Annotated in this window: 15 protein-coding genes; 11 read left to right on the top strand and 4 right to left on the bottom strand. The window is 61.1% G+C overall.

Translation table 11 applies throughout. The annotated features are described in order from the left end of the window. The first annotated feature begins 103 nt into the window (after positions 1-103). Together WDN46_09625 and WDN46_09620 are read left to right on the top strand one after the other, a co-directional pair. Positions 104-979, top strand: a complete 876-nt coding sequence (locus WDN46_09625; GenBank protein ID MEJ0093680.1) for a 3-hydroxybutyryl-CoA dehydrogenase — start codon at positions 104-106, stop codon at positions 977-979. A gap of 173 nt (positions 980-1,152) precedes the next feature. Beyond that, on the top strand, positions 1,153-1,719 hold the full coding sequence (locus WDN46_09620) for an HNH endonuclease (protein MEJ0093679.1): 567 nt from the start codon (positions 1,153-1,155) through the stop codon (positions 1,717-1,719). Positions 1,720-1,824: 105 nt separating this feature from the next. Here WDN46_09620 and argE read toward each other — a convergent pair whose 3' ends face one another. The 3 genes from argE to WDN46_09605 all read right to left on the bottom strand — a co-directional run bounded on the left by argE (position 1,825) and on the right by WDN46_09605 (position 4,793). Next, positions 1,825-3,015: an acetylornithine deacetylase gene (argE, locus tag WDN46_09615; GenBank protein MEJ0093678.1), complete on the bottom strand. Its 1,191-nt coding sequence runs from the start codon at positions 3,013-3,015 to the stop codon at positions 1,825-1,827. 61 nt (positions 3,016-3,076) lie between these two features. Continuing rightward, positions 3,077-3,469 carry a Co2+/Mg2+ efflux protein ApaG gene (gene apaG / locus WDN46_09610; GenBank protein MEJ0093677.1) on the bottom strand — a complete coding sequence of 131 codons (393 nt, stop codon included), beginning with the start codon at positions 3,467-3,469 and terminating at the stop codon, positions 3,077-3,079. A 94-nt stretch (positions 3,470-3,563) separates the two neighbouring features. Continuing rightward, positions 3,564-4,793 (bottom strand): O-succinylhomoserine sulfhydrylase, encoded by a 1,230-nt coding sequence (locus WDN46_09605; GenBank protein ID MEJ0093676.1) that lies wholly within the window; start codon positions 4,791-4,793, stop codon positions 3,564-3,566. A 117-nt stretch (positions 4,794-4,910) separates the two neighbouring features. On the opposite strand from WDN46_09605, the gene WDN46_09600 reads away from it, so the two are divergent. The 3 genes from WDN46_09600 (at position 4,911) to WDN46_09590 (ending at position 9,300) form a co-directional block, all read left to right on the top strand. Further along, positions 4,911-6,071, top strand: coding sequence for a 2'-deoxycytidine 5'-triphosphate deaminase (locus WDN46_09600; protein MEJ0093675.1), 1,161 nt, complete (start codon positions 4,911-4,913; stop codon positions 6,069-6,071). Positions 6,072-6,235: 164 nt separating this feature from the next. Next, a complete protein-coding gene (locus WDN46_09595) occupies positions 6,236-8,554 on the top strand; it encodes a tetratricopeptide repeat protein (GenBank protein MEJ0093674.1) in 2,319 nt (772 codons plus the stop codon). A gap of 170 nt (positions 8,555-8,724) precedes the next feature. After that, positions 8,725-9,300 (top strand): cytochrome b, encoded by a 576-nt coding sequence (locus tag WDN46_09590; GenBank protein ID MEJ0093673.1) that lies wholly within the window; start codon positions 8,725-8,727, stop codon positions 9,298-9,300. A 13-nt stretch (positions 9,301-9,313) separates the two neighbouring features. Here WDN46_09590 and dapE read toward each other — a convergent pair whose 3' ends face one another. Beyond that, positions 9,314-10,486: a succinyl-diaminopimelate desuccinylase gene (dapE, locus tag WDN46_09585; protein MEJ0093672.1), complete on the bottom strand. Its 1,173-nt coding sequence runs from the start codon at positions 10,484-10,486 to the stop codon at positions 9,314-9,316. Positions 10,487-10,608: 122 nt separating this feature from the next. On the opposite strand from dapE, the gene WDN46_09580 reads away from it, so the two are divergent. From WDN46_09580 to metW, 6 genes are all read left to right on the top strand, one after another. Beyond that, positions 10,609-11,784 (top strand): isovaleryl-CoA dehydrogenase, encoded by a 1,176-nt coding sequence (locus WDN46_09580; protein MEJ0093671.1) that lies wholly within the window; start codon positions 10,609-10,611, stop codon positions 11,782-11,784. A 6-nt stretch (positions 11,785-11,790) separates the two neighbouring features. Then, positions 11,791-13,395 carry a carboxyl transferase domain-containing protein gene (locus WDN46_09575; GenBank protein ID MEJ0093670.1) on the top strand — a complete coding sequence of 535 codons (1,605 nt, stop codon included), beginning with the start codon at positions 11,791-11,793 and terminating at the stop codon, positions 13,393-13,395. Positions 13,396-13,411: 16 nt separating this feature from the next. Beyond that, positions 13,412-15,436 (top strand): biotin carboxylase N-terminal domain-containing protein, encoded by a 2,025-nt coding sequence (locus WDN46_09570; protein ID MEJ0093669.1) that lies wholly within the window; start codon positions 13,412-13,414, stop codon positions 15,434-15,436. 53 nt (positions 15,437-15,489) lie between these two features. Then, entirely contained in the window at positions 15,490-15,957 is a 468-nt protein-coding gene (panD, locus tag WDN46_09565; protein MEJ0093668.1) for an aspartate 1-decarboxylase, read from the top strand. 180 nt (positions 15,958-16,137) lie between these two features. Continuing rightward, complete coding sequence (locus WDN46_09560) at positions 16,138-17,322, top strand: homoserine O-acetyltransferase (protein ID MEJ0093667.1); 1,185 nt, start codon at positions 16,138-16,140, stop codon at positions 17,320-17,322. Beyond that, on the top strand, positions 17,319-17,969 hold the full coding sequence (metW, locus tag WDN46_09555; protein MEJ0093666.1) for a methionine biosynthesis protein MetW: 651 nt from the start codon (positions 17,319-17,321) through the stop codon (positions 17,967-17,969). Before WDN46_09560 ends, metW begins: the two co-directional genes overlap by 4 nt. Position 17,970: the final 1 nt, after the last annotated feature.

The following is a 17,970-nucleotide window of genomic DNA, read 5'->3' as shown; positions in this document are numbered from 1 at the left end:
GCGCGCGGGGAGCCGAGCCGGTAAATATCTAATGCCGCGTCCGCTTTCGCGTCTTTCGGACTCGGGCGGAGATCGTGCATGATTTCGGTTATGGACAGATGAAATGAGCATTAACAAAATCGGGGTGATCGGGGCCGGACAAATGGGTACGGGGATCGCCCAGGTCTGCGCACTCGCCGGCATAGACATCGCGCTCAACGATCTTTCGGACGACCGCATCGCTGCAGGTCTTGCCATTGTCGCGTCGAACCTCGCGCGCCAGGTCGAGCGCCAGCAAATCGAGCCATCGGCGCGCGAGGCGGCCCTTACCCGGATCAAATCGGCGTCCAGCTATGAAGCCTTGGCCGATTGCGACTTGATTATCGAAGCAGCCTCCGAAAACGAGGACGTCAAGCGCAAAATCTTCAGCAAGCTTTGCCCTTCGCTCGGGCCCGAGACGATGCTCGCGACCAACACGTCCTCGATTTCAATCACGCGACTCGCCTCGGTGACCGACCGGCCCGAGCGGTTTATCGGAATTCATTTCATGAATCCGGTGCCGCGCATGCAGCTCGTCGAGGTTATCCGCGGCATCGTGACTGAGAATGCGACGTTCGAGGCCGCCAAAGAGCTAATTCTGCGTTTGGGCAAGACTTTCACGGTCTCGGAGGATTTTCCCGCCTTCATCGTCAATCGCATCCTGCTGCCAATGATCAACGAGGCGATATATACGCTGTACGAGGGGGTGGGTTCAGTCGAGGCCATCGATACGGCAATGCGGCTTGGCGCCAACCATCCGATGGGACCGCTGCAACTCGCCGATTTTATTGGCCTCGACATTGTATTATCGGTCATGCAGGTCCTGCACGAGGGCTTAGCCGATTCGAAATATCGCCCCTGTCCCCTGCTCGTAAAATATGTTGAAGCGGGCTGGCTGGGGCGCAAGACGCAGCGCGGATTTTACGATTATCGCAGCGGAACGCCGATTCCGACCAGATGATCGCACAATGAATTGAAGGATCGCCCCTAGACTCGCTGTTGCTTTGCATTCATATCGCCGTCATCAAGCGTGGATATTTCCCGGATAGTTGCCTTGCTAGAGAGCCGAATCGGATTTGTCGTGTTAGCATAGAACCGCTGATGCGGAGATGCTGTTGAGGAGAGGCGCCGGAGTTGACGGTCCATTTCCAAACCACTTCGCCGGAAGCTTGTCCGGCACTTGTGCTCAACGCCGACTTCAGGCCATTGAGCTACTATCCGCTTTCGCTTTGGTCATGGCAGGACGCAATCAAAGCAGTATTTCTGGACCGCGTAAATATCGTCTCCAATTATGACAAAGCAGTTCGAAGCCCAAGTTTCGAAATGCAGCTTCCCTCAGTAGTTTCGCTAAAAACTTACATAAAACCCTCCCGACATCCCGCATTTACACGGTTCAATGTCTTCCTTCGGGATCGTTTCAGCTGCCAATACTGCAGCTCTCGCCATGATTTGACCTTCGATCATGTGACTCCCCGCTCCAAGGGCGGGATGACGACTTGGGAAAATGTCGTCGCGGCCTGCTCCACCTGCAATCTACGCAAGAGCGACCGGCTTCCGGGCGAAGCGCGCATGTGGCCTGCACACAAGCCTTACCAGCCAACAGTCAACGATCTGCACCAGAATGGTCGGATGTTTCCGCCCAACTATTTGCACGAAAGCTGGATGGACTATCTCTATTGGGATTCCGTGTTGGAGCCGTAAGAATCCTGCAAGCTTTTCTGGGCGATCGATCGAGCTATTGTTTCGATTACGGGGCGGCGAAGCTGCGCAGCCCGCGCTTCTATGGCCAAAGGGCGCTAGACGGTTTCACGCGCCGTTCGACAATTCCTCCGCCAATCTGCGCATAAAGGCGATGCCCGCCTCGATCTGAGAGATTTCGATGAATTCGTCGGGCTGATGCGCCTGATCGATCGAGCCGGGACCGCAGACAATCGTCGGAACGTCGGCGGCTTGGAACTGGCCGGCTTCGGTCGCAAAAGGCACGCTGATCGTGCGATTGGAATGGGCGAGTTTCAGCGCCAATGTCTCGGCGGAAGAGCCAGGCTCGGGCCGAAGGCCCGGCACTTCGATTTCGGAAAATGTCTCGATGAATGCGTCCTTGGCGTAGCGGGTAAGCTTCGGGCCGGCGACGCGCGCGATATAATCCTCAAGATGCGTCAGCGCCAGATTTTGCGCGACGCCCGGCAGGCTTCGGAACTCCCAATGAAAAGCGCATTGCTTGGCCAGAATATTACGCGCCGTGCCGCCGCGGATGACGCCAACGTGGATCGTCGAAGCCGGCGGATCAAACCGGCCCGATGGGTCGCCCTGCGCCGCGAGTTGGTCGCCGAAACGATATAATTCGGTGACGAGGTCGCAGGCGCTCTCAATCGCGCTGGCCCCCAGCGAGGCTTTTGACGAATGCGCCTCATGGCCATGCACGACGGTGCGATAGGTGACGATCGCCTTATGCGCGTCCGCAACCTGCATCAGGGTCGGCTCGCCGACAAGCACCGCTCCAGGGCGCGGCAAATTGACGCCAAAGCGCGCGATGGCGTCAAGCGGCCCGCGGCAAGTTGTTTCCTCGTCGTAGCTCAAAAGAATGTGGATCGGGCGGGACAGGCGCGCTTTCTGAAATTCCGGAATCATCGCGAGGCAGATGGCGTCGAAGCCCTTCATGTCGCAAGCGCCGCGCCCAAACAGGCGTCCGCTCTCCCGGCGCAATCGAAAAGGATTGCTGGTCCAGGACTGCCCTTCGACGGGGACGACATCGGTGTGGCCCGAGAGAACCACGCCGCCATCGATTTTCGGGCCAATGCTGGCGAAAAGCGCCGCCTTGTCGCCGGCTTCATTGGGGATTTTGACGTAATCGACGCCGCAATCCTCAAAATAGCTCTCGACCGCCCCGACCAGGGCGAGATTGGATTTCGAGCTTTCCGTGTCGAAAGCGACGAGGCGCTCAAGCATATCGAGCGTTGCGTCGAGCCTCGCGTCGAAGCCATTGCCGATCGAGGACATCAGAAGACCGCTCCCCACTTAACGAATCTGGCGCCGGCGAGGCTGCCCCGCCGCCAGCCGCTCAATTGACAAAGCGATGCGAGAATGGCGAATCCAGCGAAAACGCCGGAATCTCCACCTCAAAGACCTCGCCCCGCTCATTCACCATGCGATAAGCTCCGCTCATAATTCCGGACGGCGTCGTCAAATCCGAGCCTGACGTATAACGGAACGTCTCGCCCGGCTTCAAAATCGGCTGTTCGCCGACGACGCCAGCGCCCTGCACTTCTTTGAGCTTGCCATTGCCGTCGGTGATTTTCCAATGCCGCGCGGTGAGCTGCACGGTCAGATCGCCCTGGTTGGCGATCTCCACCGTATAGGCCCAGAAAAACGTCGCTTCTTCGGCGTCGGATCGTTCGGGAACGAATTCGGGCAGAACGGTAATTTGAATATCGTGGGTTACGGCGCTGTACATGATCGCGATCTGACATAACGGGCCGGGCGCGGGCTTACCCTAAGTTTAACACAACCTCGTCCGCAGGAAAACGCGGGCGCGAGACGGAGCCAGGTCACTCCGCCGCCAGCCCTTGCCGGTCGAGCACAGCGAGCGCCGTTGAAAGATCGTCCAAAAGGTCCTCGACGTCTTCGAGGCCAACCGAAAGCCGCAGAAGCCCCTCGTTGACGCCCAAGGCGGCGCGGGCCTGCGGCGCCAGCCGTTGATGCGTCGTCGTCGCCGGATGGGTGATCAGGCTTTTGGCGTCGCCGAGATTGCTGGAGATTTTGATCAGCTCCAGCCGGTTGGCGAAAGCAAACGCGGCGGCCTTGCCCCCGGTGATGTCGAAACTGACCAACGTGCCGCCGCCGGACATCTGGCGCTTGACGATCTCGGCTTGGGGATGGTCGGCGCGGCCAGGATAAATCACCCGGCTGACCTGCGGCTGATCACTGAGAAAGTCGGCGATCCGCGCCGCGCTCTCCATCTGTTGCCTCACTCGCAAAGGCAAGGTTTCGAGCGATTTCAACAGCACCCATGCGTTGAAGGGCGACAGCGCCGGTCCGGTCTGGCGCAGAAATGTCTGAAGATCCTTCTCGACGAACTCGCGGCTGCCGAGAATGACGCCGCCAAGACAGCGGCCGCCCCCATCGATATGCTTGGTCGCCGAATAGACGACGCAATCAGCTCCCAGCGCCAGGGGCTTTTGCAAAATCGGCGTCGCGAACACATTGTCGACGATGAGCAGCGCGCCGTATTCGTGACCGATCGCGGCGATCGCCTCAATATCATAAACATCGAGGCAGGGGTTGGTCGGACTTTCGAGGAACAGGATTTTGGTCTCGGGCCGCATCGCCGCCCGCCATTCATCGAGATTGGCTCCATCGACGAGAGTTGAGGCGACTCCGAACCGCGGCAGCAACTCTTCCGCAACATAGCGGCATGCGCCAAACAGCGCCCGCGCGGCGACGACATGATCGCCGGCCTTGACCTGCGACATCAGCGCGGCGGTCACCGCGGCCATGCCGCTCGCCGTCCCGCGCGCCGCCTCAGCCCCCTCGAGCAGCGCCATCCGCTCCTCGAACATGGCCACGGTCGGGTTGCCGTAACGCGAATAGATGAAACCGCCGGGGTCCTCGCCCTTGAAACGCGCTTCGCAGGCCTCCATCGTGTCGTAGACGTAGCCCTGGGTGAGGTAGAGAGCCTCGGAGGTCTCGCCAAACTGCGAGCGGGTGGTGCCGCCGTGGACGAGCTGCGTCGCCGCGCGCAAGGTTTTAGGATCGCGCTTTTGCCTCGGATTGCTCATCTTGCCTCCTTGTACCGATCCTTGGTTGATTAACCCCCTATTTCTTATATCTCAAGCAACTTAAGCTCATTGCCGCCGGTCCGTCCGAGGCGCCCTCTCACCTCGATGCGTTTTTCCATGCAATCGCGTTCTCCCAAATTGGACCAAGACGACTTCGGCCCGAAGTCCGGCCTGCTGTCGCGCCAGAAAATCGAGCTGATGGTGCGCCGGGGCATGATTTTGCATCAGGAAGAGCTGGAAGGCAGCCAGTTTCAGCCGGCTAGCCTCGATTTGCGTCTTGGGCCGCGCGCCTACCGCGTCCGGGCGAGCTTTCTTCCCGGCAAGGACCGCAGCGTCAAAGATCAGCTGCGGACACTGATCGAGAACGACGCGGGAATCAGCCTTGAGGAAGCCGGCGCCGTGCTCGAGCGCGGCTGCGTCTACGTGATCCCGCTGCTCGAGCATCTGCGGCTGCCCGACGGCATCTCAGCTTTGGCGAACCCCAAGAGCTCGACCGGCCGCCTCGATATTTTCACCCGCCTGATCACCGATCATTCCGAAGTGTTTGACCGGGTTTCCCGCGGCTATGAGGGACCGCTCTACGCCGAAGTCTCGCCGCGCAGCTTCAGCGTAAGAGTGCGCAAAGGCGCCAAGCTCAACCAGATCCGCTTCCGGCTGCTGAACGCGCAGCAGTTGGAGCAAACGGATTTCGGCATCGACGACAACGAAATGCGCGAGCATCACGCGGAAAGCCCGCTCGTCGATGGCGAGTTGAATTTGCGCAACGGGCTGGTTCTGCGCGTCGCCCTCAATGCAGAGGCGCTCGGGCAGGTGATCGGCTACCGGGCGCAAAAGCATGCCGACATTCTGGATATCGACCGCGTCGGCGCTTATCGCATGGATGATTATTGGGACAAGGTTTTCGCTCGCAAAGACAACAGGCTGATTCTCGATCCGGGCGAATTTTATATTCTGGCCTCACAGGAACGCTTGCACATCCCGCGTGATCTCGCAGCCGAAATGGTGCCGATCGACCCGGCGATGGGTGAGTTTCGCGTCCATTACGCCGGCTTTTTCGATCCGGGCTTTGGCGCGGCGCCGGACAATCGCCCAGGCGCCCGCGCCGTGCTCGAGGTGCGCAGCCACGAAGTGCCGTTTATTCTGGAGGATGGGCAAATCATCGGCCGCCTCGTCTACGAGAAAATGGCCGAGCCGCCCCAGGTGCTCTACGGCGAAGGCGATGCTTCGAATTATCAAGGCCAAGGACTGAAGCTGTCGAAGCATTTCGTGGTGGGCTAATGGGCGCCTCGTCGCGCTGTGAGGCGGCCCCAGTTGAGCTGATGCGGCAGTTGCGCTAGAGAGCGGCTGCGAAGAAGCCGGCTCGCGTCAGCATTTGCCGGATATCGCAGAGCGCCTCGTCGTCATGGCCTGGGCGAGCAAGGCTTGCATGGGGGAAGACCAGCATGGCCAATCGGAAAGAACGGCGCGCGGCGGCTAAACAGGGCGCGGCCGCGCAAAATTCTACGCCTCCTGACGCAAATCCTGGTCCTTCGCCGCGCGCGGCCCAATTGTTTCGCACCGCCTTTGAACGCCAGCGCGCTGGGCGGATCCCCGAGGCCGTAAAGCTTTACAGGCAGATTCTGGAAGTCGAGCCGAACCACCTCGACAGCCTCTATCATCTCGGCGCGCTCGCCTGCCAGTCCGGCGAGAACGAGATCGCGGTCAATTTGCTCGCCAAGGCCGCCGCGCTGAATGAAGGGATTGCGAGCATCCATAGCCAATTGGGCCTCGCCCTCGGGCGTCTTGGAAGGCTGGAGGAAGCCGTCGCCAGCCATCAGCGCGCGCTCGAGCTCGAGCCGATGTCCGCCGCATCTCATGGTGCCCTTGGCAACGCGCTGATGGAAAACGGCAAGGCGGAAGAGGCCGCGGCCTGTTACCGCCGGGTGCTGATTTTGGAGCCAAACCACGCCGGGGCGCACTACAGCCTCGCACTGGCGCTTCAGGCTCGGGGGCGCCTCGACAATGCGGCGTCATCTTATCGCCAAGCCTTGGCGGCCCAGCCGGATTTCTCGGCCGCGCGCTATAACCTTGGCTTTATCCTGCAATCCCAACGCAAGCTCAACGATGCGGCGACCGCCTTCGAAGGCGTGCTCGCCGTCCAATCGGATTTGGCGCAAGCTCATGTAAGCTTGGGCAACGTCCGACACCTTCAAGGCCAGCTTGACGCGGCGGCGGCGTCTTTCGAGCAAGCGATCGCGCTCAGGCCGGACTATGCCGAAGCGCATATGAACCTCGGCAACGTCCGCAAGGATCAGGGCCCCCTCGGCGAGGCGGCGGCGCACCACGAGAAGGCGCTCGCACTAAGGCCGGATTTCGCCGAGGCGCATACGAACCTCGCCATCGTTCTTCAGATTCAGGGCCGCCTCGATGAAGCAATTGCGCATCTGGAGCGAGCCCTCTCTCTGAGACCCGACCTTGCCGACGCGCGAAGCAAGCTTTTGCTCTATCTCAATTATCGTTCGGACCTGTCGATGGAGGCATTGTTCAGCGAACATCGCCGCTGGGACGAATTCCACGGCCGCCAAGCGGGGCAAGCCGCATCTTTCCCCGTGCGCGACCCCGATCCCGATCGGCGCTTGCGGATCGGTTACGTTTCGGGCGACTTCCATACCCACCCGGTCGGCTATTTCCTGACCAAAGTGTTGGAGTCGCACAACAAGTCCGCCTTTGAGACGTTCTGCTACTCCAATGGCGACGCCAATGATGACGCGACCGCCCGGTTGCGCGCCGCCGCCGACCATTGGCGCAGCATTGCAAGGCTGTCCGACGCGGATGCGGCGACCCTGATCAGCCGGGATGGCGTCGACATTCTGGTTGACCTCTCGGGACACACGGGAGCAAACCGGCTCGCCATGTTCGCGGGGCGCGTCGCGCCGCTGCAGGTTTCCTGGTTGGGCTATGTCGCCACCACCGGCCTCGCCTCGATCGACTATTTGTTGATGGACCCCAGCACCGCCCCTGCCGGCGCGGAGCGCTGGTGCAGCGAGGCGTTGGTGAGATTGCCGCACGGACGGCTCTGCTACGCGGCGCCCGACTACGCGCCGACCCCAGTCCCGCCACCATCGCTGAAGGGCGAGCCGTTTACATTCGGCAGCTTCAACAATATCGCCAAGATCGGTCCCGAGGTCGTCACGCTGTGGTCAGCGGTGCTCCGGGCCGCGCCGCAATCGCGTCTGCTCCTCAAATGGGCGTCGCTTGCCGATGAAACCGCGCGGCGAAGGCTTAGCGACGCTTTCCTGGCAGAAGGCATCGACCTTGAGCGGGTGGAGCTTCGCGGGTTTTCGCCGCACAAAGAAATGCTGGCCGAGTATGGCGAGATCGATGTCGCGCTGGATCCGTTTCCCTTCTGCGGCGCGCTGACCACCTGCGAGGCGCTTTGGATGGGGGTTCCGGTCGTGACCTTGCCGCAAGAGCGGCCGGCTTCGCGCCAAACGCTCTCGTTCCTCGATGTGCTTGGGCTCAGCGAGTTGGCGGCTTCTTCGAGCGCCGAATATATAGCCATCGCTGCGGCCCTCGCCGCCGATCCCGAGCGCCTGACAAATCTGCGCGCCTCGCTTCGCACCCGGATGGCCGCTTTTCCCTTATGCGACGGAGCGGTTTTCACCGGCGCGCTCGAGGCCGCCTATCGCGAGATGTGGCGCCGCAAATGCGCCGGAGAATCCGCCGCCGCGTTCGATGTCCCGCGGCAAATCGAAGCGTCGAATGATCGGGCCCCAAGCTGATCTATCGACGCCGTCGCCGATGAATGAATCCCGGAGAACGCGTTCGATCCTCATTTGTCCAACTCGCGTTTGGACGATATTCTATGAATTGCGTCTGTCGGAAGCTTGGCTCAAGTCAAAAAGCATCCGCCTCCAGACCCAAATCCAAGAACATCAGGGGGCCTTCGCGCATGGTGAAACAGCCGAGATTTTCTGTAAGCGTCCCGACCGAAGAGTATCACCACGTATCGCAGTGGCTGCATTGGCTCACTGCGCTTCTGGTCTTCGCAATCCTGCCCATCGCCTGGGTCATGACGTCGATGGCGGATGACAACCCTTGGGTCCGCACTCTATTCATGATCCACAAATCGCTCGGCGTGACGATTTTCGTATTGGTGGCTTTCCGCATCTTCTGGCGCGCCTTGAATCCCCCGCCGCCCTTGCCCTGGAGCCTTGAGCCTTGGGAGTCGATCCTGGCCAAGGTCAGCCACGTTCTGCTCTATTTGATTCTTTTGGCCATGCCGATCAGCGGCTATATTCTGTCCTCCGCCAGCGACCATCCGGTGAATTTCTTCAACCTGTTCAAGCTTCCGCTTCTTCCCGAAGACAAGCCATTGGCGAAGGTTGCTCAAAACGTCCATCTGGCCTTGCAATGGGCGGTCTATGCGCTCGTCGGCTTGCATATCCTTGCAACCAGCTGGCACATTTTCGTGCGGCGGGACGGCGTGCTGAACCGGATGCTGCCAAAGCAAATCAACGCGGAATGACCGCCTCGACTGATCAGCCGAAATAATCCTCAAGCAGCGTCGCGTAAATCTCGGTCAAAGCTTCGATGTCTTTGATCGAGGCATGTTCATCGACCATATGCATGGTTGCGCCGACAAGGCCGAATTCGACCACCGGGCAATAGGCTCGAATGAATCGCGCATCCGAGGTCCCGCCGCTTGTCGAAAGGACCGGCGTGCGCCCAAGCCGTTTCCGCACTGCGCCCGCAACGAGATCCGTAAAGCGGTTGGGCGGCGTCAGGAAAGCCAGCGCGTTGCAGGGCTCGAAGCTGAGCTTATAATCGACGCCCTGCCCGGCCGCATCCAACCGCGCGCGCAACTCGGCCGCAAGCGCGTCGGGCGTCCAGAGATCATTGAACCTGATGTTGAATTTTGCGCGCGCTTGCGCCGGAATGACGTTGAATGCCGGGTTGCCGACATCGACGCTCACAACCTCGAGGTTCGAAGCGTCGAAATGGGCGGTTCCAGAATCGAGCGGCGCGCGAAAAACCTCAAGAAGCCGCATTAACTGCGGGATCGGATTTATCGCCCGCTGCGGGTAGGCGACATGGCCCTGACGGCCCTGCGCGATCAATGTTCCGTTCAAGGAGCCTCGCCGGCCGATCTTGATCATATCGCCGAGCGCCTCGGGATTGGTCGGCTCGCCAAGAATGCAGTGATCGAAACGCTCGCCGCGCTCATGCGCCCAGCGCAGCAGCTTCGCCGTGCCGTTGACGGCCGGGCCTTCCTCATCGCCCGTGATGAGAAAGCCGATCGAGCCTTTTTCCGTCCCGTGGCGCGCGATGAAGGCGCAGGCGGCGGCGGCGAAAGCCGCAACGCCGCCTTTCATATCGACGACGCCGCGGCCAAAGATCGCCGCATCGGCGATCTCGGCGCTGAACGGATCGAAACGCCAGTTGGCGGCGTCCCCAACCGGCACGACATCCGTGTGGCCGGCGAAAAGAAGATAGGGCGCGCCGGTCCCGACGCGGGCATAGAGATTATCGATGTCGGGCGTTCCGGGCTCCGAGAAAACCACCCGGTGCGTCGCAAAGCCGGCCCGGCGCAGCGCCGCTTCCAGCACGCCGAGCGCGCCGCCCTCCTGCGGCGTCACGGACGGGCATTGCACCAAGGCCCGACACAGATCGATCGCTGCGGCTGACATATTCGGCAAAATTTGACGATCCATCTTGTGCGATTTTGCTTTTGCGATTTTGCGGCCGCCAGCCACAGGGTTTGCGGGAAATTCCGGCGATCAGCGACGCCATCGCCAAATCAGCGCGAAAAGGTTAGCTTCGTGAACGTTCTCGCATGGGATTCTCTATGGCGCAAAATCCAACCCTCGACTTCGCGCTTGGATCCGAGATCGATATGCTGCGCGATGCGGTCCGCGCCTTCGCCGATGCGAAAATTGCCCCGCGCGCGGCGGAGATCGACCGCAGCGATGCGTTTCCGCAAGACCTATGGCCGCATATGGGCGCGCTCGGGCTGCTCGGGATCACCGTCGAGGAGGAACATGGCGGCGCTGGCCTTGGCTATCTCGCGCATTGCGTCGTCATGGAGGAGATCAGCCGGGCTTCAGCTTCAGTCGGGCTGTCCTATGGCGCGCATTCCAATCTCTGCGTCAATCAGATCCGTCGCCATGGAAGCGAAGCGCAAAAACGCCGCTACCTGCCAAAATTGATCTCCGGCGAACATGTCGGGGCGCTCGCCATGTCCGAGGCCAATTCTGGCTCGGACGTCTTGTCGATGCGCCTGCGCGCCGACAAAAAGGGCGATCGCTTCATTCTCAACGGCGCCAAATTGTGGATCACCAATGGTCATTACGCCTCGACGCTAGTGGTCTACGCCAAGACCGATCCGGCCTCCGGCGGACGCGGGATCACGGCCTTTCTGATCGAGAAGGAGTTCAAAGGGTTTCACGCCGCGCAAAAACTCGACAAGCTCGGCATGCGCGGATCCCCAACCTCCGAACTCGTTTTCGAAGATTGCGAAGTTCCGCAGGAGAATGCGCTGGGAGGGGTCAATCAGGGCGTCGGCGTGCTGATGTCCGGCCTTGACTATGAACGCGCGGTGCTGGCCGGAGGGCCAATCGGGATTATGCAAGCCTGTCTCGACATTTGCCTACCATATGCGCGTGAGCGCAAACAATTCGGCCGGGCGATCGGCGAGTTCGAACTGGTTCAGGGCAAGCTCGCCGATATGTATGCCCGCCTCAGCGCCTGCCGCGCCTATGTCTATGCAGTGGCCCGCGCGTGCGACGGGGGCCGGCCCGCGCGCAAGGACGCGGCCGGAGCCCTGTTGTTTGCGGCGGAGGCCGCGACGCAATCGGCGCTCGACGCGATCCAACTGCTCGGCGGCAATGGCTATATCAACGACTATCCGACCGGGCGTCTGCTCCGCGACGCAAAGCTCTATGAAATCGGCGCGGGCACGAGCGAAATCCGGCGAATGCTGATCGGCCGTGAATTATTTGACGGGAATTGAGCCCATATGAGCGCCCTCAAATCCCAGGCTGAACCGCGCAGCGCGCGTTTTGCGGCCAACGCAAAGGCGATGCAAGGCCTCGTCGACGATCTGCGGGCGAAGGTTGAGATCATACGTCAGGGCGGCGGCCCAAAAGCGCGGGAAAGACACATCCTGCGCGGCAAGCTGTTGCCGCGCGATCGGATCGGCGTCCTGCTCGATAAGGGGGCGCCATTTCTGGAGTTCTCGCAATTTGCTGCTTACGAAGTCTATGCGGAAACCATCGCCGCCGCGGGAGTCGTCGCCGGCATCGGGCGCATCCGCGGTCAGGAATGCGTCGTCATCGCCAATGACGCAACCGTCAAGGGCGGGACCTACTACCCTTTGAGCGTAAAAAAGCATCTGCGCGCGCAGGAGATCGCACGCGAAAACAATCTTCCATGCCTTTACCTCGTTGATAGCGGCGGCGCCAATCTGCCAAACCAGGACGAGGTGTTTCCCGATCGCGATCATTTCGGTCGGATCTTTTTCAATCAGGCGCGGATGTCCGCCGCCGGCATTCCGCAGATCGCCGTCGTGATGGGAAGCTGCACCGCCGGCGGCGCCTATGTCCCGGCGATGAGCGATGAGGCGATCATCGTGCGCGGGCAAGGGACTATTTTTCTGGCCGGCCCCCCGCTCGTCAAAGCGGCCACCGGCGAGATCGTTTCCGCGGAAGATCTTGGCGGCGCAGAGGTTCACTCCCGCAAGTCAGGCGTCACGGACCATTACGCCTCGAGCGACGCCGAGGCGCTCGAAATCGCGCGAACGATCGTCGGCAATCTCAACAGGCGCAAACTGCCCGATATCGCCTTGGAGACGCCAGCCGAGCCGCTCTACGATCCAAAAGACATTTACGGCATCGTCGAAGCCGATCCGCGCAAATCCTATGATGTGCATGAGATCATCGCGCGCATCGTCGATGGCAGCGTCTTCGACTCGTTCAAGGCGCTTTACGGAACGACTTTGGTCTGCGGCTTTGCGCATATTTTCGGCTATCCCGTCGGCATTCTCGCCAACAACGGGATCTTGTTTTCGGAGTCGGCTCTGAAGGGCGCTCACTTCGTCGAGCTTTGCGCGCAGCGGAAAATTCCGTTGGTCTTCCTGCAAAATGTCGCCGGCTTCATGGTCGGCCAGAAATATGAGGCGCAAGGCATCGCCAAGGACGGCGCCAAGCTCGTCACCGCCGTCGCCTGCGCCAATGTGCCTAAATTTACGATCGTCGTCGGCGGCAGTTTCGGCGCCGGCAATTACGGCATGTGCGGGCGCGCCTTCGGACCGCGGTTCCTCTGGATGTGGCCGAACGCGCGCATTGGAGTGATGGGCGGCGAACAAGCCGCCAACGTCCTGGCCAATGTCAGGCGCGATAATCTTGGCGCGGGAGACGTCTGGACCTCCGAAGAAGAGGAAGCCTTCAAAGCGCCGATCCGCGAAAAATTCGAACGCGAGGCGCATCCCTATTACGCCAGCGCCCGGCTTTGGGATGATGGCGTCATCGATCCGGCCGAGACCCGCATGGTGTTAGGCCTTTCGATCTCGGCCGCGCTCAACGCTCCGATCGAAGAGACGCGGTTCGGCGTCTTCCGCATGTAAGGCGCCGGAGGCATTGATGTTCGCCAAAATCCTGATCGCCAATCGCGGCGAAATCGCCTGCCGCATCATTCGGACCGCGCAGCGGCTTGGCGTTGCGACCACTGCGGTCTATTCCGAGGCCGACCGCGCCTCGCTGCATGTCGCGCTCGCCGATGAGGCGATTTTGATTGGCCCCGCCGCCGCCCGCGAAAGCTACCTCGCCGGGGATAGGATCATCGCGGCGGCGTTGCACGCCGGGGCCGAGGCGGTGCATCCGGGTTACGGGTTTCTGTCCGAGAACGCGGGCTTCGCCGAGGCCTGCGCTGCGGCTGGTTTGGTCTTTATTGGGCCGCCGGCCGCGGCGATCCGTGCGATGGGCGACAAATCCCGCGCCAAGGCGCTGATGGGCGAGGCCGGGGTTCCGCTGATTCCCGGCTATCACGGCGAGGACCAGACGCTTTCGCGGCTTACCGCCGAGGCCGACGCAATCGGCTATCCGGTATTGCTGAAACCTTCGGGGGGCGGGGGCGGCAAAGGCATGAAAATCGTCGCGAGCGGCGCCGATTTCGTCGCTCAACTCGCCAGCGCCAAGCGGGAGGCGATGGCTGCTTTTGGCGACGACCGCATGCTGCTCGAGAGATATTTGCGCCCCGCGCGGCATGTCGAGGTTCAGATCTTCGCCGACGCTCGAGGCGCCTGCGTTCATCTCTTCGATCGCGATTGCTCAATTCAGCGCCGGCATCAGAAAATCATCGAAGAGGCTCCCGCCCCGGAGCTTTCCGGGGAGCTTCGCCAGGCCATGCGCGAGGCGGCGCTGCGCGGGACTCGCGCGGCATCCTACGTCGGCGCGGGCACCATCGAATTTCTCGTGTCGCCCAAGGATGGGGCTTTTTATTTACTGGAGATGAACGCGCGCCTGCAAGTCGAGCATCCGGTCACCGAAATGATCACCGGCCTTGATCTCGTCGAATGGCAATTGCGGGCTGCGGCTGGCGAAGGATTGCCGCTGGCGCAGGAGCAAATCGTCGCCAGAGGCCATGCCATCGAGGCGCGGCTATACGCCGAGGATCCGGCCAGGGATTTTGTCCCCCAAAGCGGGCGCCTCGAATGCCTCGATTTTCCCAAGGCGGGACGGCATGTGCGCATTGATTCCGGTTGCAAGGCCGGAGATGAGATCTTGGTCCATTATGATCCGATGATCGCCAAACTGATCGTCTGGGACGAGGATCGCTCCAAAACCATTTTGCGCCTACGCCATGCGCTCAGCGATATGCGCGTCGCCGGCCTTGCGACCAACCTTGGCTTTCTGACAGCCATCGCGAGCAGCGAGTCGTTTGCGCAGGCCGCCCCGGATGCCGGTTTTATAGAGCGGCATCGCGCGGCGCTTCTGGCCCCAGCGCCGGCCGCCTCAGCCCAGATTCTCGCCCTTGCCGTGATCGGCCTTCTGCGCGAGTGCGCCCGCGCCGTGGAAAAAGCGGCGGCGCGCTCGGGTGATCCTTGGAGCCCTTGGAACCGGCAAGACGCCTGGCGGCTGAACGAGGCCGCTGAGGAAACGTGTGTTTTGCGAGAAACTACAGCGCGGGGTGCTGAAAATCGCGTGATCCAGATTACTTACCTGGGCGAGGGCTGGCGACTTACGACGCTGGACAGCGTTTTTCTCCGCGCAACCGGCGCTCTCGCGGAAGATGGAGTTCTATCGTTCGATCTCGACGGCTGGAAATCGTCGGCGCGTTGGATTCGCGCTGATGGGAAGATCGTCATATGCATGAAGGGGCAGCCTTGCCATTGCTTCGCTCTGGCTGATCGCGGCGACGACGCGGCGACGAGCGAGGAGCCGCGGAGGGATTTGACCTCTCCCATGCCGGGACGGATCGTCGCATTTCTGGTGGAGCCCGGCACCATAGTCGAAGCGAACCAACCGGTTCTGGTTGTCGAAGCAATGAAAATGGAGCATCTGCTGCGGGCCCCGAGCTCGGGGATTGTCCGAGCCTTTAAATTTGCGCTCGGCGATCAAGTCGCGGAGGGAGCCAAGCTGGTCAGTTTCGAGGCCGATGCGGGGTAGCGACGTAATATTAGCGGATGCTTCGGGGCCGGAGCTTCGACGGAATGGAATCGATGCGAAAACTTATAGGCGGAAAACTTCACGGCATCCGCGTTACGGAATCGAACCTCGATTATCACGGCTCGATCACGCTTGATCCGGCGCATTGCGAGGCTGCGGGAATATTTCCCCTCGAATTCGTCGAAGTCTGGAACAAGAATTCCGGCGCGCGGATTTCGACCTACGTTATTTTGGGCGAGCGCGGCTCCCGCTGCTGCATCCTCAACGGCGCGGCGGCGCGCACCTGTCAGCCCGGCGACGAACTGATCATTTGCAGCTCCGTCTACCTGGAGGTCGCCGCCGTCACTGATCTCAGTCCCGTTGTGCTGACCTTTGACGAGGCAAATAACGTCATCGAGCGCTTGCGTTATTCAGTGACGAAGGATGAAAGCGGGGGCTACCAATTCGCCATTCTGGACGAGTCCGGTTCAAAGCTTCCGACGCCGCTGAAATCCAGCTCGCGCCGGAAGCGGGCGAGCTGAGGCTAGGGGCCTTCGCAAAAATCTCCCCCATTTTCAGCGCGGGTTAGATAAATCGTCGGGATTTCGCCCGGTTTGCAGTAAGAAAAACGATCTCAAACTTGACACTCCTTGAGCTGCTCTCCTATATATCGGACACTGTGTTCGCCATACCGAACGATCGGCTAGATTTTGACCAGTGTCTTGGCAATTAAGACGGCAGGCCTTCGCGAAGTCGACGCGCCACATAGTCTCGTCGCGCATTTCGGCGCCGATCGTCCGCTGCAGATGGACGCGGGCGTTTTCCTAAGCCCTTTGACGATCGCCTACCAGACCTATGGCGTCCTCAACGCCGACAAGTCCAACGCGATTCTAGTCTGCCATGCCCTGACCGGCGATCAGCACGTCGCCAATGAACATCCAGTCACCGGCAAGCCCGGCTGGTGGGAAACCATGGTTGGACCTGGCCGGCCGATCGACACGGATCGCTATTTCGTCATCTCCTCCAATGTCGTCGGCGGCTGCATGGGCACGACCGGGCCGGCTTCGCTTAACCCGGCGACGGGGCGCCCCTTTGGGCTCGATCTGCCGATCGTCACGATCCGCGACATGGTGCGGGCGCAAACCATGCTCATCGATCATCTCGGCATCGATATGCTGTTTTGCGTCGTCGGCGGCTCGATGGGCGGCATGCAAGTTCTGCAATGGGTGGCGAGCTTTCCCGACCGCATCTTCTCCGCCATGCCGATCGCCACCGCGGCGAAGCATTCCTCGCAAAATATCGCCTTCCACGAGGTCGGCCGGCAGGCTGTGATGGCCGACCCGGATTGGCGCATGGGGCGTTATCTTGAGGCTGGCATCATCCCGACCAAAGGGCTCGCCGTCGCCCGCATGGCGGCTCACATCACCTATTTGTCGGACGAAGCCTTGCAGAGCAAGTTTGGCCGCAAATTGCAAGATCGCGCGGCGCCCGCATTTTCGTTCGATGCCGAGTTCCAGATCGAGAATTATCTGCGTTATCAGGGCTCGAGTTTCGTCGATCGGTTTGACGCCAACTCCTACCTCTACGTGACGCGAGCCTGCGATTATTTCGATCTCGCCGCCGATTACAACGGTTCGCTGGCGCACGCCTTCCAAGGCGTGAAGACGCGGTTTTGCGTCGTATCGTTCAACTCGGATTGGCTCTATCCAACAGCCGCCTCGCGCGCGATCGTCCATGCGCTCAACGCTGGCGGCGCCTCGGTTTCATTCGTCGATATCGAGACGGATCGCGGCCATGACGCGTTCTTGCTCAACATCCCCGACTTCATCGCGACCTCGCGCGGCTTTCTCGATTCCGCCGCGCGCGCAAGGGGCTTGCCTCCCGCCAAACCGCAGGCGAAGCCTTGAACGAGGCGCCTCTTCTCGGCCAGAGGTCGGCCGCAGGGAAATCGACGGCGCGCGTAGACCTTGTTCTCGTCGCCGCGATGGTCGAGCCCAACAGCCGCGTTCTCGACGTCGGCTGCGGCGATGGGGCGCTGCTGCGGCTGCTGGCCGAAGAAAAGGGAGTTGACGCGCGCGGCATCGAACTGTCGCAGCGCGGCGTCAATGATTGCGTCGCCAAAGGCCTTTCGGTCATTCAGGGCGACGCAGACACCGACCTCGCGGCCTATCCCGACAACTCTTTCGACTATGTCATATTGTCGCAAACGCTGCAGGCGACCCGGCAGCCGCGCCAAGTGCTCGAACATATGCTGCGGATCGGCCATCGCGCGATCGTCTCTTTTCCGAATTTCGGCCATTGGCGGATCAGGGCGCAGATCGCCATCGGCGGCCATATGCCCCTGACGGAGAATCTATCCTCGGTCTGGTACGAGACGCCTAACATTCATTTTTGCACGATTCAGGATTTCACCGACCTCGTGAAGGCGATCGACGCCCGCATCGAGCGCGGCGTCGCGCTCGATCGTTTCGGCAAGCCCCTCGCCTACAGCGCTCCCTGGATCTGGAATCTATTCGGCGAACAGGGCGTCTTCCGCCTGACGCGGAAGCTCTAGG

The organism is Methylocella sp. (genome assembly GCA_037200525.1).
Taxonomy (GTDB): Bacteria; Pseudomonadota; Alphaproteobacteria; order Rhizobiales; family Beijerinckiaceae; genus Methylocapsa.
The sequence above is the reverse complement of the archived record's forward strand: the minus strand, read 5'-3'. Positions and strand labels throughout refer to the sequence as shown.

Bases quoted from the DNA above. Each gene is read 5' to 3' on its own strand.
- WDN46_09625 (MEJ0093680.1), top strand. From the start codon at position 104: ATGAGCATTAACAAAATCGGGGTGATCGGGGCCGGACAAATGGGTACG.
- argE (MEJ0093678.1), bottom strand. From the start codon at position 3,015: ATGTCCTCGATCGGCAATGGCTTCGACGCGAGGCTCGACGCAACGCTC.
- apaG (MEJ0093677.1), bottom strand. From the start codon at position 3,469: ATGTACAGCGCCGTAACCCACGATATTCAAATTACCGTTCTGCCCGAA.
- WDN46_09605 (MEJ0093676.1), bottom strand. From the start codon at position 4,793: ATGAGCAATCCGAGGCAAAAGCGCGATCCTAAAACCTTGCGCGCGGCG.
- WDN46_09600 (MEJ0093675.1), top strand. From the start codon at position 4,911: ATGCAATCGCGTTCTCCCAAATTGGACCAAGACGACTTCGGCCCGAAG.
- WDN46_09595 (MEJ0093674.1), top strand. From the start codon at position 6,236: ATGGCCAATCGGAAAGAACGGCGCGCGGCGGCTAAACAGGGCGCGGCC.
- WDN46_09590 (MEJ0093673.1), top strand. From the start codon at position 8,725: ATGGTGAAACAGCCGAGATTTTCTGTAAGCGTCCCGACCGAAGAGTAT.
- dapE (MEJ0093672.1), bottom strand. From the start codon at position 10,486: ATGGATCGTCAAATTTTGCCGAATATGTCAGCCGCAGCGATCGATCTG.
- WDN46_09580 (MEJ0093671.1), top strand. From the start codon at position 10,609: ATGGGATTCTCTATGGCGCAAAATCCAACCCTCGACTTCGCGCTTGGA.
- WDN46_09575 (MEJ0093670.1), top strand. From the start codon at position 11,791: ATGAGCGCCCTCAAATCCCAGGCTGAACCGCGCAGCGCGCGTTTTGCG.
- WDN46_09570 (MEJ0093669.1), top strand. From the start codon at position 13,412: ATGTTCGCCAAAATCCTGATCGCCAATCGCGGCGAAATCGCCTGCCGC.
- panD (MEJ0093668.1), top strand. From the start codon at position 15,490: ATGCGAAAACTTATAGGCGGAAAACTTCACGGCATCCGCGTTACGGAA.